The sequence below is a fragment of the Microbacterium mitrae genome, assembly GCF_008017445.1.
Lineage (GTDB): Bacteria > Actinomycetota > Actinomycetes > Actinomycetales > Microbacteriaceae > Microbacterium > Microbacterium mitrae.
In genome coordinates this window covers 445,669-458,393 of the sequence record NZ_VRSW01000002.1, presented here as the reverse complement: position 1 = coordinate 458,393, position 12,725 = coordinate 445,669, and the positions used below count along the sequence as shown (strand labels likewise).

Annotated in this window: 13 protein-coding genes; 4 read left to right on the top strand and 9 right to left on the bottom strand. The window is 63.0% G+C overall.

Annotated features, from left to right (window positions below):
• Positions 1-20 precede the first annotated feature (20 nt).
• From FVP60_RS08980 to FVP60_RS08970, 3 genes are read left to right on the top strand one after another with little or no spacing between them, the layout of a single operon-like run.
• A complete protein-coding gene (locus tag FVP60_RS08980) occupies positions 21-797 on the top strand; it encodes a DedA family protein (protein ID WP_147825917.1) in 777 nt (258 codons plus the stop codon).
• A gap of 5 nt (positions 798-802) precedes the next feature.
• A complete protein-coding gene (locus tag FVP60_RS08975; protein ID WP_147825916.1) occupies positions 803-1,825 on the top strand; it encodes an App1 family protein phosphatidate phosphatase in 1,023 nt (340 codons plus the stop codon).
• Between the two features lie 55 nt (positions 1,826-1,880).
• On the top strand, positions 1,881-2,594 hold the full coding sequence (locus FVP60_RS08970) for an SOS response-associated peptidase (protein ID WP_147825915.1): 714 nt from the start codon (positions 1,881-1,883) through the stop codon (positions 2,592-2,594).
• A 156-nt stretch (positions 2,595-2,750) separates the two neighbouring features.
• On the opposite strand, the gene FVP60_RS08965 is transcribed toward FVP60_RS08970, so the two are convergent.
• The 5 genes from FVP60_RS08965 to FVP60_RS08945 all read right to left on the bottom strand — a co-directional run bounded on the left by FVP60_RS08965 (position 2,751) and on the right by FVP60_RS08945 (position 7,876).
• Positions 2,751-3,185 (bottom strand): cytochrome c oxidase subunit 4, encoded by a 435-nt coding sequence (locus FVP60_RS08965; RefSeq protein ID WP_147825914.1) that lies wholly within the window; start codon positions 3,183-3,185, stop codon positions 2,751-2,753.
• Position 3,186: 1 nt separating this feature from the next.
• Positions 3,187-4,881 carry an aa3-type cytochrome oxidase subunit I gene (gene ctaD, locus FVP60_RS08960; RefSeq protein ID WP_147825913.1) on the bottom strand — a complete coding sequence of 565 codons (1,695 nt, stop codon included), beginning with the start codon at positions 4,879-4,881 and terminating at the stop codon, positions 3,187-3,189.
• The gene (gene ctaC, locus FVP60_RS08955) at positions 4,881-5,783 is read right to left on the bottom strand and encodes an aa3-type cytochrome oxidase subunit II (protein WP_147825912.1); all 903 of its coding nucleotides are present in this window, start codon (positions 5,781-5,783) and stop codon (positions 4,881-4,883) included. The genes ctaD and ctaC overlap by 1 nt, the downstream gene beginning before the upstream one ends.
• A 251-nt stretch (positions 5,784-6,034) precedes the next feature.
• Entirely contained in the window at positions 6,035-6,382 is a 348-nt protein-coding gene (erpA, locus tag FVP60_RS08950) for an iron-sulfur cluster insertion protein ErpA (RefSeq protein ID WP_147825911.1), read from the bottom strand.
• 96 nt (positions 6,383-6,478) lie between these two features.
• The gene (locus FVP60_RS08945) at positions 6,479-7,876 is read right to left on the bottom strand and encodes a dipeptidase (RefSeq protein ID WP_147825910.1); all 1,398 of its coding nucleotides are present in this window, start codon (positions 7,874-7,876) and stop codon (positions 6,479-6,481) included.
• 44 nt (positions 7,877-7,920) lie between these two features.
• Here FVP60_RS08945 and FVP60_RS08940 point away from each other — a divergent pair, with 44 nt between their 5' ends.
• Complete coding sequence (locus FVP60_RS08940) at positions 7,921-8,478, top strand: DUF3043 domain-containing protein (RefSeq protein WP_147825909.1); 558 nt, start codon at positions 7,921-7,923, stop codon at positions 8,476-8,478.
• Between the two features lie 73 nt (positions 8,479-8,551).
• Here FVP60_RS08940 and FVP60_RS08935 read toward each other — a convergent pair whose 3' ends face one another.
• Genes FVP60_RS08935 through FVP60_RS08920 form a run of 4 tightly spaced genes read right to left on the bottom strand, consistent with a single transcriptional unit; the run spans position 8,552 to position 12,620 of the window.
• On the bottom strand, positions 8,552-9,577 hold the full coding sequence (locus FVP60_RS08935) for a quinone-dependent dihydroorotate dehydrogenase (protein ID WP_147825908.1): 1,026 nt from the start codon (positions 9,575-9,577) through the stop codon (positions 8,552-8,554).
• 10 nt (positions 9,578-9,587) lie between these two features.
• Positions 9,588-10,064 (bottom strand): transcriptional regulator NrdR, encoded by a 477-nt coding sequence (gene nrdR / locus FVP60_RS08930; protein WP_147825907.1) that lies wholly within the window; start codon positions 10,062-10,064, stop codon positions 9,588-9,590.
• Positions 10,065-10,080: 16 nt separating this feature from the next.
• Positions 10,081-11,391: a histidinol dehydrogenase gene (hisD, locus tag FVP60_RS08925; protein ID WP_147825906.1), complete on the bottom strand. Its 1,311-nt coding sequence runs from the start codon at positions 11,389-11,391 to the stop codon at positions 10,081-10,083.
• On the bottom strand, positions 11,391-12,620 hold the full coding sequence (locus FVP60_RS08920) for a hypothetical protein (RefSeq protein ID WP_147825905.1): 1,230 nt from the start codon (positions 12,618-12,620) through the stop codon (positions 11,391-11,393). The genes hisD and FVP60_RS08920 overlap by 1 nt, the downstream gene beginning before the upstream one ends.
• Between the last annotated feature and the right edge of the window lie 105 nt (positions 12,621-12,725).

The following is a 12,725-nucleotide window of genomic DNA, read 5'->3' as shown; positions in this document are numbered from 1 at the left end:
CAGGCTCTAGGCTCACTGGTGTGAACGACATCGTCGGTTGGCTCATTGAGCTCGTGCAATCCGTCGATCCTGCCCTGCGCACCTCCCTTGCTGGGCTCGCCATCATGCTCGAAACCAGCGTGCTCATCGGCCTCGTGGTTCCGGGCGACACTATCGTCATCACCGCCGCCATGGGCGTTCGCGATCCGATCGACGGGGTCATCCTGGCCGTTGTCGTGATCATCGGTGCGCTGATCGGCGAATCGATTGGATTCTGGCTCGGGCGGTGGCTTGGCCCCAAGATTCGCACCACCTGGTTGGGGCGCAAAATTGGCGAGAAAAACTGGGTGCGCGCCGAGGTCTATTTGCAACGTCGCGGCGGCCCCGCCATCTTTATCTCCCGCTTTCTGCCGGTGCTGCACTCCCTGGTTCCGGTCACCGTCGGCATGAGCACCTTCACCTACCGCCGCTTCATCGCGTGGACGTTGCCCGCGTGCACGCTGTGGGCGACGCTCTACGTCTCGGTTGCCGCGGGCGCTGCCCAGACCTATCAACAGCTCAGTTCGCAACTGCACTGGGCGGGGTATCTGTTTGTCGGCATCATCATCGTGTTCGCGATCGCGGTGTTTGTCGCCAAGAAGGTGTTGCAACGACGCGAGAGCCGCCATATCGGCGACTCCGATGACGAACTGCCCCGTATCGAAGACGTTGAGTTCATTGGGGACGACGGCATCACGCCGGAGCAGGCAGACGACGATTTGCGGGCCATGGGAGTGGATCCCGACGCTCCCATCCGTCCGAGAGACGTGAAAGACTAGGAGGGATGTTCTCTCAGTCCCCCGAACACCCCAAGATCAACTGGTTTGCCCGTTTCGAACGCCGCTACCACGCTTGGCGAGAACGTCGTGCTCGTAAGCGCGGCAAGACACCAACGATCGTGCCGTTTCCTGGGTACGGCAGCGAAGAATGGGTTCGCGTACTGGGTCGAGTTCTCATTGTGCGGCCCCGCAGGCAAACACCAGAGGGCGAGCTGGAAAGCGTGCGCGGCTGGCGCAGCTTCACCGGTATTCCGGTGAGTTTTTCGCTCGTGACCGTCACTGTCGGCGACGAATCGTTTGAGATCGCGGCCGATAGCGGCGGCGTGATTGACTTCGTCGTCAAGGCGAAGCTGCCTCCCGGCTGGCAAAAGATCACCATGTCCGTCGAGGGCGAGCCTCCGGTCGAGGCCCATGTGCTCATCGTCGCAAACGACGCACGATTCGGCATTCTCAGCGACGTTGATGACACCGTTATGGTGACCGCGCTGCCGCGCCCGATGGTGGCGGCGTGGAACTCGTTCGTGATTGACGAACACGCGCGCCTCCCTGTGCCCGGAATGGCCGTGCTGTTGGAGCGTCTGGTTCGAGAGAACCCCGGCTCCCCCATGATCTATCTCTCAACGGGAGCGTGGAACATCGCGCCAACGCTCTCGCGGTTCTTGCGTCGCCATCTGTTTCCGCGGGGCGCCATGCTGCTGACCGACTGGGGTCCAACGCACGATCGCTTCTTTCGGTCTGGCCGCGAACACAAGCAGCGAAACCTCAGTCGTCTCGCCGAAGAGTTTCCGAACATCCGATGGCTACTCATCGGAGACGACGGCCAACACGACGATGAGATCTACACCGAATTCGCCAAGCAACACCCAGAGAATGTCGCGGCCGTCGCGATTCGCCGGCTCTCCCCCGCGCAGGCAGTGCTGGCCGGCGGCCGCACGCTGGTGAATGATCATTCCGACTCGCCGTGGGTGACGGCACCCGATGGCGCCGGGCTGCTTGATCGACTGCGGGACGAGGGACTCATCCGCTAGTCGTTGGCGTCTGGCGCCGCGACACGGTGTCGGAGGCTCGGCGTAGGCTGGCCTCATGTGCGGACGATTTGTCGTAGCAAATGTCGGGTCAGAGCTCGTTGGCGTGCTTCGGGTAGATCTTGAGGCCGCAGAGCTCCCTGCGCCGTCGTATAACGTGGCACCTACCGACCACGTCGCGATTGTGCTGGATTCTGCAAAAACGGAACCACCAACGCGGCGGTTAGAACCGGCTCGGTGGGGATTGGTTCCGAGTTGGGCAAAAGACCCCTCCGTCGGGCCTCGCGCCATCAATGCGCGCTCCGAAGAGCTCGAAGACAAGCCGACGTTTCGCGGCGCCTTTGAGAACCGCCGCGCCATTGTTCCGGTCACCGGCTACTACGAGTGGCACACGACCGCAGACGGAAAGCAGCCGTACTTCATTCGCCCGGCCGATCACACGCCGCTCTTCTTCGCCGGGTTGTACGAATGGTGGAAAAACCCGGCCGCTGCGGCCGATGACCCCAACCGTTGGATGCTGAGCTTTTCGATCCTCACTCGCTCAGCCACGGGCAATCTCGCTAGCATTCACGACCGCATGCCGGTCTTCGTTGATGACGACTACGCCGACGCGTGGCTCGACCCAACGGTCGACTACCCTCGCGATATTCTCGACGCCGCAAGCGATGCCGCAGAAGGCATGGAGACGCTGCTGGAGGCGTACCGCGTCGACCGCGCCGTCGGCAACGTACGCAACAACTCCCCCGCGCTCATCGAACCTCTCATCGAGTAGCCTCCCTGGTTCCGCTCCTCCGTTCAGCGAGACACATTCTGGTCGGCGAAACACCACGCGGCCGCATGTGTTTCGCCGACCAGAGTGTGTTTCGGCGGTGATGAGGGGAATGCAAAACGGGCCGCCCCGAAAGGGAGCGGCCCGTTTTGCTCAGTCTTAGCGCGCGAAGTATCCGCGGTAGTACTCGTACACCCATCCGACGATGGCGATCGCGAAGACCGCGACACCGATCGGGAGGAGGAAGTGTCCGACGGCCATACCAACCAGGAAGATCGCTGCCGATGAGGCGAGTACCAGCGGCCACCACGACCACGGGCTGAACTCACCGATCTCGGGGTCACCGTCGTCGATGTCTGCCGTCAGAATGTCTTCCGGCAGTTCGCCGCCCTGGTGCTTGTACACGCGCATCAGGTAGATGCCGACCATCGCGCCCATCGCCGCCGTGAAGAACAGGGCGGTGGTGCCGACCCATTCAATCTGGTTGACCAGCGGCAGGTTCGGGTGAGCCAGGATGTTCCACGCGGTGTAGATAACACCGACGAGGGCGAAGAAGATCGCAATGATCCACCAAAGAACGATATTGCTCTTCACGTTACTTGGCCTCTCCACGCGTTTCGGCGAGGACAGCGCCCGCAGGAGCTGCCTCAGGGTGGTTCAGGTCGAAGGCCGGACGCTCCGAACGGATGCGCGGAATCGACGTGAAGTTGTGGCGCGGCGGCGGGCAGCTTGTTGCCCACTCGAGCGATCCGCCGTAACCCCACGGGTCGTTGACCGTGACCTTAGGAGCGGTGCGCTGCGTGATCCACACGTTCAGGAAGAACGGAATCATCGACGCACCGAGGATGATCGCACCCACGGTCGAGAGCTGGTTGCCCCAGGTCCATCCGTCGGCCTCAGCGAAGTCCGCGTAACGACGCGGCATACCGTCGACACCCAGCCAGTGCTGAACGAGGAACGTCATGTGGAAGCCGATGAACAGCATCCAGAAGTGAACGTAACCGAGGCGCTCGTTGAGCATCTTGCCCGTCCACTTCGGCCACCAGAAGTAGAAGCCGGCGAACATCGCGAACACAACGGTTCCGAAGACGACGTAGTGGAAGTGTGCAACCACGAAGTACGAGTCACTGAGGTGGAAGTCAAGCGGCGGCGAAGCCAGGATGACACCGGTCAGACCACCGAAGACGAACGACACCAGGAAGCCGAGGGCAAAGACCATTGGGGTTTCGAAGGTGACGGAGCCTCGCCACATGGTTCCGATCCAGTTGAAGATCTTCACACCGGTAGGCACAGCGATCAGCATCGTCATCAACGCGAAGAAGGGTAGCAGGACGGCGCCGGTCACATACATGTGGTGAGCCCACACAGCGACGGAGAGGGTTGCAATGGCGATCGTTGCGTACACCAGCGTCTTGTAACCGAAGATCGGCTTGCGGCTGAAGACCGGGAAGATCTCCGACACGATACCGAAGAACGGCAGCGCAATGATGTACACCTCAGGGTGACCGAAGAACCAGAACAGGTGCTGCCACAGCAGAACTCCACCGTTGGCCGGGTCGTAGATGTGCGAACCGAGAATGCGGTCTGATGCCGCAGCGAACATCGCTGCCGCCAGAACGGGGAACGCCATCAGGATGAGGAGGCTGGTGACCAGCGTGTTCCAGGCGAAGATCGGCATACGCCACATCGTCATACCCGGTGCGCGCATCGTGATGATCGTCGTGATGAAGTTCACGGCACCGAGGATGGTACCGAAACCGCTCATACCCAGACCGACCATCCAGAGGTTACCTCCGGCGCCCGGCGAGAATGATGCGTTCGCGAGCGGTTGATATGCGAACCAACCGAACGATGCTGCACCCGACGGGGTGAGGTAGCCGGCCACAGCGATGAGCGAGCCGAACAGGAACAGCCAGAGCGCAAATGCGTTCAGACGCGGGAACGCCACGTCCGGTGCACCGAGCTGCAACGGCAGGATTGCGTTAGCAAAACCAGCAAACAGCGGGGTCGCGAACATGAGGAGCATGATCGTGCCGTGCATGGTGAACAGCTGGTTGTACTGTTCCTTCGTTGGCACGATCTGCATGCCGGGAGCGAAGAGCTCTGCGCGGATGATGAGGGCCATCACACCGCCGAGGAGGAAGAACATCACGGAGGCGATGAGGTACATGTACCCGATCGTCTTGTGGTCGGTGGAGGTGATCCACTTGACCAGCACGTTGCCCTTTTGCTCAACACGCGACGAGCTCAGCAGAGCTGCCTGGCGCGGAGGCATTCCCGAGGTAGCCATTAGTGAGTTTCCTCTTCCTTAGCAGCAGGAGCGCCAACACCGGGCGGGTTCTGCAGGCGGTCGTACTCGTCCTGGATCGGACCGGTCTGACCGAGTGCCTCAAGGGAAGCGAGGTACTCTTCGTACTCGGCTTCGCTGACGACCTCCACGTTGAAGAGCATCATCGAGTGGTATTCACCGCAGAGCTCTGCACACTTACCGGCGTAGCTACCTTCACGCGTCGGCGTGAACGACCAGTAGTTTTCGTGACCGATGTACATGTCTTTCTTGTACAAGAAGTCGATGATCCAGAACGAGTGGATGACATCGCGCGACTCGAGCTGCAGCTTGACCGTCTTGTTGACGGGCAGCACCAGCGTCGGCAGTTCGCTCTCGACACGGTTGCCGTTCTCGTCCGCTTCAACCTGAACGCCCATGGTCCAGACGCTGTCGGAACCATCAGCTTCGGTGCCGAGGTACTCGAAGTCCCAAGCCCACTGCTTTCCGGTTGCGATGATCGAGACGTCGGGGTCTTCGTACTGCGTCTCCAGCGCTTCCTGGTCACGCGCGGTGAACGTGAAGAAGCCGGCGACGAGGATCAGCGGAACGATCGTGTAGAAGATCTCGATGGGCATGTTGTACCGCATCTGCACCGGGAGGCCAGTCTGGCCCTTGCGGCGGCGGTACGCGATGCCAGCCCAGAGCATGAGACCCCAGGTGATGACACCCACGATGAGGAGGACAATCCAGGAGTTAACCCAGAGTGCTCCCACCATGTCGGTGTGGTTAGTGGCGGGCTGTCCGTCCTCGGTAAAACCCGGGAGGAATCCGTGCTGTTCTTGCGGCGTGCAGCCTGCAAGGGCAACGGCAGTGGCCGCACCGACAGGCACTGCGGCCCAGCGGAGGTGACGTTTGGACGACACGATGCACCTTTCCGATCGCTAATCAGTCAACTCTCAGTCTAGAGCAACCTCCCACGCGTTTTAGGCCAAAGCCACAGTTTCGGCAGGTTTTTCCGACGCGGCGTCGAGTTCTGCCCGGTGGGCGCATGATTTCGCCGCAAACATTGCTTCGACCCGTCAGACACGCCCCCGCATGTCGCCCGTGCGCGTGTTCCGCGCGGACAACGAAAAACGGCGCCGACTTCAGGTCGACGCCGTTTTGTATTGAAGTGTTAGTGGAAGCTGTCACCGCACGCGCACGAGCCACCCGCGTTGGGGTTGTCGATCGTGAAGCCCTGCTCGCTGATCGTGTCTTTGAAGTCGATAGCGGCACCGTCAAGGTACGGAACCGACATGTTGTCGACGATGACCTCGACGCCATCGAAGTCAACCGTCTCGTCGCCCTCGAGGTAGCGCTCATCAAAGTACAGCTGGTAGATGAGGCCCGAGCAGCCACCGGGCTGAACAGCCACGCGCAGGCGCAGATCGTCGCGACCCTCCTGCTCCAGCAGGCTCTTCACCTTCGCAGCAGCAGCGTCGGTCAGTGAAACACCGTGGGCGTTTGCAATGGTGTCCGTCATGACTCTCCTCGGTTCGTGAAATCAGGGTCTATTCCATTGTACGGCGAGCGGAACCACGGGGGTGCGTATGCGCGCATTCCGCACCCCCCGGTTCCTCTACTTTGTTTGTGCGTTAAGACGCGACAGCAGCAGGGCCTCGGTGACGACCGCGTTCTGGAAGGTCGCGAGGTGCAGCGACTCGTTCGGGCTGTGTGCGCGCGAGTGCGGGTCTTCGACGCCCGTGACCAAAATGTCTGCGCCCGGGATCTCGCGAACCAGGTCCGCGATGAACGGAATCGATCCGCCGACGCCCAGATCGACCGGAGCCTTTCCGTAGGCGTCGTGCATCGCCTGACGCGCCAGGGAGACGGTCGCGCCGCTCGTGTCGACGAGGAATCCGTTGCCAAGGTCGACATCGCTAAAGGTGAGCTCGGCACCGAACGGCGCGTTGGCACGCAAGTGCGCCTCCATGGCGGCGTATGCCTCAGTCGCTTCCTGTCCGGGTGCAACGCGTGCCGAGATGACAACGGTGACCTCGGGCGAAATGGTGTTGGACGCGGCCTCCACGGAGGTGAAGTCAATGCCGGTCACGGTGATGGACGGCTTGTTCCAGATGCGGCTCAGGATCGTTCCGTTGCCGATCGGGCTGACGCCGGGCAGCAGACCCGCTTCGTCACGCAGAGTTGCCTCGGTGTATTCCGGGGTCTCGGCGTCACGTTCGGTCATGCCGGCGACGGCGACGGAACCATCGGCCGCCCACAGCGTCGACAGCAGTTTGACGGTTGCCATCATGGCATCGGGGATCGCGCCTCCGAACATGCCGGAGTGCGACGCGTGCTCGAGGGTGCGCACCTTGAGCGTGAAGCGGGCGTTGCCTCGCAGCGAGACGGTAAGGCCCGGGGTCTCCGAATCCCAGTTGCCGGAGTCAGCGACCACGATCACGTCGGAGCGAAGCGCGTCAATGTTGTCGCTCAGAAACTGTGCGAACGAGCGCGAGCCGAATTCTTCTTCGCCCTCAATGAAGATGGAGATGCCAAGGTCAAGGTCATCGCCGTAGACCTCTTTCATGGTGCGAACGGCGGCGACGTGCGCCATGATTCCCGCCTTGTCGTCGGCCGCGCCGCGGCCATACAGGCGACCATCGCGAACGGTCGGCTCGAACGGCGGGGTCTCCCACAGCTCAGCGTCGCCCTGCGGCTGCACATCGTGGTGGGCGTAGAGCAGAATCGTCGGCTTGCCATTCTTGGCGGCTCGCGTGGCAAGGATGGCAGGCTGGCCATGTTCGTCCGTGCCGGGAATGGCCGCGGTTTTCACCTCGACGCTGTCGAACATGCCGGTCTCCTCGAACAGCGCGGCAACGGCGGCGGCGCTGCGCTGGAGGTTGGTCTGATCAAACGCGGGCCAGGCGATGCCGGGAATGCGCACCAGATTACCGAGATCGGCAAGTGCGGTGGGAATGGTGGCCTGGGCCGCGTGGGTGACGGCCTCGTCGTTGGGATGCTGCTCATAGCTCATACCGGTAATCTTAGAAGGACTCCCGAAACGCGAGGTGCTTTCACGTGGTTCAGAACTCCACCACCCCTTCATCAGAAAACGACCAGCCGGCCACCGGCAAGGGTCGTCCAACGCCCTCGCGCGCCGAGCGCGAAGCGGCAAACCGCCGCCCGCTGGCCCCCGACACCAAGGAAGCACGCAAGGAGGCGCGCTCCGCTCTCAACGCAAACCGCGACAAGGCTCGCGCGGGCATGGCTGCCGGCGAAGAGAAGTACCTGCCGCCGCGCGACAAGGGCGAACAGCGCCGCTGGGTGCGCGACTACGTCGATGCTGGCTGGCACCTGGGCGAGTTTGTCATGCCCGCCATGATCGTCGTCATCATCTTGACCTTCGTTCCGAACTACGTGATCCAGACGTACTCGTTCTTGGTGCTGTGGGCTTACATTCTTCTCGTCATTGGCGACATGGTGTTGCTGAGCCGCCGCGTGAAGAAGAAGACCGCAGCCAAATGGGGCTCACGCGTCGAAAAGGGGCACGGCTGGTACGCGTCGATGCGGTCGTTCCAGATGCGCTTCATGCGCCTGCCGAAGCCGCAGGTTAAGCGCGGGCAGTACCCGGCGTAAGTTTCTACTCAAAAGCCCCGGCGAGCATGCGTTGCTCCCGGGGCTTTGTCGTTGCCGCGGCGGCGACGCGCCGTCAGCGGCCGCTGACCAGACCGCGGTTGATGGCGCGGCCCCACAGCGGACCGGAGTAGATGAACTCGGAATACCCCTGCACGAGTGTTGCGCCGGCGTCGAGTCGCTGCTGCACGTCGGCTGCGGTCTGTACGCCGCCGACCGAGATCACGCAGAACTCGGCGGGTACGGCGGCACGCACGAGACGAAGCACGTCAACGGAACGGTCGTGCAGCGGTGCGCCGGAGAGCCCGCCGGCGCCGATGTCTCGAACCTTCGCCGCATCCGTCACCAAACCATCCCGAGAGATGGTGGTGTTGTTCGCGATCAGACCGTCAAGCCCGAGCCGCACAGCCAGACGAGCGATGTCACCAACCTCGTCGTCTTCGAGGTCGGGTGCAATCTTCACCAGCAGCGGCGTGGTTCCGGCGGCCGCCTTCACGGCCTCCAGCAACGGCGCCAGCGTTTCGACGGCCTGCAGCCCTCGAAGGCCCGGCGTGTTCGGCGACGAAACGTTCACGGCCAGGTAGTCGGCGTGCGGTGCGACCAGCTTTGCGCTGGTGACATAGTCGGCCACCGCATCATCGACCTCAACGATGCGGCTCTTGCCGATGTTGGCGCCAATCAGAATTCCCGGATTGTGCTTTCGCAGCTTCTGCAGTCGCTGGGCTGCGACCGCCGCTCCCTCGTTGTTGAAGCCCATGCGGTTAATGAGGGCACGATCGGCAACCAGGCGGAACAGTCGGGGCTTGGGGTTGCCCGGCTGCGGCACCGCGGTGACGGTGCCAACTTCGATGTGGCCGAATCCGAGTGCTTCAAGCCCTCGCACCATCGTGACGTTTTTGTCGAACCCGGCAGCAATGCCGAAGGGCGAGTCAAACGTGAGTCCCAACGCCTTAGTCGCAAGAGACGGATCCGGCTTCGTGAACGCGCGGGTGATGCCACGAAGCGGCGCCACGCCGAGGCAACGGATCACCCTCGCGGCCAGGTGGTGGGCCGTCTCGGGATCAAAGCGAGTCAGGACGGTGCGAAAAAGGAGGGAATACATCCCTGCCAGATTACTCGGTAACGTCGCGCGGTTCCGACTCTGCGTGCGCGGCACGTAGCTCGACGATGGCGGATTCAAAATCTTCCAGCGAGTCAAACGCCTGGTACACGCTGGCGAAGCGCAGATAGGCCACCTCGTCGAGGTCACGGAGCGGGCCGAGAATAGCCAGCCCAATTTCGTTAGCGTCAATCTGACTTTGACCGGTTTGGCGGATGGCCTCTTCGACGCGTTCTGCCAACACGGCGAGATCAACGTCGGTCACCGGGCGGCCCTGGCACGCCTTACGAACGCCCGAAATCACCTTGTCTCGGCTAAACGGTTCGGCCACGCCGGACCGCTTGATGACGGTCAGCGATGCCGTCTCCATCGTGGTGAATCGGCCTCCGCACTTGGGGCACTGGCGGCGACGTCGAATGGAGAGGCCGTCGTCGCTGGTGCGCGAGTCGATCACGCGCGAGTCAGGGTTGCGGCAAAAGGGGCAATACATCGGAAGGCTCCGTTGATCAGTCGCGCGGGGCGAAGCGAGCTGTCACAGCTTCACCGTGCGCGGGGAGGTCTTCGGCGGTCGACAGCGCCACGAGATCGGCGGCAACGTTTTCGAGCGCCTCGCGGCTGTATTCGACAACCTGCTGGGGGCGCAAGAACGTATGCGCGCCGAGCCCCGAGGCGTATCGGGCCTGCCCAGACGTCGGCAGCACGTGGTTCGAACCGGCAAGGTAGTCGCCCAGGCTCACCGGGGCGTAGTCACCGATGAAGAGCGCGCCGGCATTTGTGAAGATTGCCGCATCAGCTGACGCGTGCGCGGTCTGAATCTCGAGGTGTTCGGGGCCGTAGGCGTTGCTGAAGGCGGCCGCCGTCTTCAGGTCGTCGACCAGCACGATCGCGGACTGCTCGCCGCCCAGGGCGATCGCGACGCGCTCGGCGTGCTTGGTGAGCGGAACCATGGCTGCGATTCGCGCGGAAACGGCGTCAGCAAGGTCGGGCGAGAACGTCACCAGCACCGAGCCAGACTGCTCATCGTGCTCAGCCTGACTAATCAAGTCGGCGGCAACAAAGTCGGCATTTGCGGTGTCATCTGCCACGACAAGAATCTCGGTGGCACCAGCCTCGGCGTCGATGCCAACAACGCCGGCAACGGCGCGCTTGGCGGCGGCAACAAAGTTGTTACCGGGGCCGGTGACCACATCGACGGGTGCGAGCTCAAGCGACTCGACGCCGTAGGCGAGCGCACCAATGGCGCCGGCACCGCCCATGGCGTAAATCTCTGTGACACCGAGTAGTCCGGCCGCGGCCAGAATCGTCGGGTGAACCCGCCCGACAAACGCCCGTTGCGGAGGCGATGCGAGGGCGACGGCCGAAACGCCGGCAATCTGTGCTGGCACCACGTTCATGATGACGCTCGACGGGTACACAGCCTTGCCGCCGGGAACATATACCCCAACGCGCGCGACCGGTTGCCACCGCTGAATAACGCGGGCACCGCCACCCAGCTCGGTTACGGCAGGCGCCGGAACCTGGGCAGCCGAGGCCAGCCGCACGCGGCGAATCGCCTCCTCGAGCGCTGAACGTACGTCAGGCTCGAGGGAGGCGATCGCTTCGTCAATGTGATGCTGAGGAACGCGAATAGCGTGCCCCGTTGCGCCGTCGAACTGTGTGGCCTGCTCCCGCAGAGCCGCCTCTCCCCTGTCTCGCACATCGGCGACAATCGCCGCTGCAGTTTCGAGCGCATGCGCCTTAGCTGCGGTTGCACGCGGAACGACGGAAAGCAGTTCTGCCGTGGAAAGATTCTGGCCACGCAGATCGATGACGCGCATTAGTTGCGGACTACTCCTGATACATCGTTGAGGGTTCCGGTGCGGCCGTCATCGTGACGAATCACAAACGACGTCGTGTTGTCTTCGACAACAAGGGCCCAAGCGGTCGGGCCAACCCGGAAGATCTCGGCACCGGCGACATCGACGACAGCGCGTTCTTCCGGAACCAGTGCCCAGAACGGCTGCTGCGCGGCGGCGGGAGCCGCCTCGACGACGACCTCTTCGACAACCGCCTCGACGGGTGCCTCCTCGACCGGTGCTGCCGGAACCGGCTCTGCTGCGGCGGGAGCTGCCTCTGCGGCAACGGGCGTAGCCCAGGCGTTCTCCTGCGCGGGCTGCCGAACCTGCTGCTGGGCGGCCCAGGGGTTCTCCTGCGCCGGCTGCGGAACCTGCTGCTGAGCGGCCCACGGGTTTTCCTGCGCTGGCTGCGGAACGGGTGCTGCCTGGGGCGTTGCGCCCCACGGGTTCGCTGCGCCCTGCTGCGCTGCGGCCGGGATAGAGACACCCTTGCCCTCGGGGATGACGCGCGTGGTACGACCGGCACGGGGTGCAACCTCTTCGGGGCGCTGGTCAAACTCTTCGCGCAGACCCGGAACGAACGGCGCGGCGACCGTGACAACAACGCCGGCGATCGTGAGCAGCAAAATCACCCACACCACCCAGCTGGTGCCACCAAGACCGCCGCCGAAACCGCCAGCGCTGAGGCCGAGGGTCGCCCACGTGACGAGAGCAAACGAGTACACGACTGACGCGAACTGGTCGGTGCTCAAGGATCCGATGCGGTTCACGATCGGTGCGAACGGGCGAATCGCGATCAGCGCTGACGCCGCAAACGGCAGGAGAACCAACGGAAGCCAGAATCCGACGTTCCACAACGTGACCGTAATGAACGACGAACTCACCAGCGGGAAGAACGAGAACACCAGAATCAGCAGACCGACGCCCATGAGAATGAACTCGCGGATCGTGTACGGCAGCGGCTTCTTCACGGGTGCGGGTGCACCGTAGCCGGGCTGAGCGCCCCACTGCTGCTGCGGCTGGCGATAATGTTGCGGCTGGCCGTACGGCTGCTGCTGCGGCTGCTGGCCGTACTGCGGGAATCCCTGGCCGTAGCCCTGCGTCTGATTGGGATCAAAACCCTGGGTCTGGTTGGGGTTGTACCCCTGCTGCGGAGCACCCCCCTGCGGAGCGCCCGCCGGATTCTGACCGTAGTCACCTGGATTTGACATGTGATTTCTCCCCCCACGTTCACGCTGCGATCGCGAGTCGATAAGTTTGAGCGGCGTCTTGCGCCACGTTCGGACTGCTGCATGCGCGCACACAACAGTTGATGC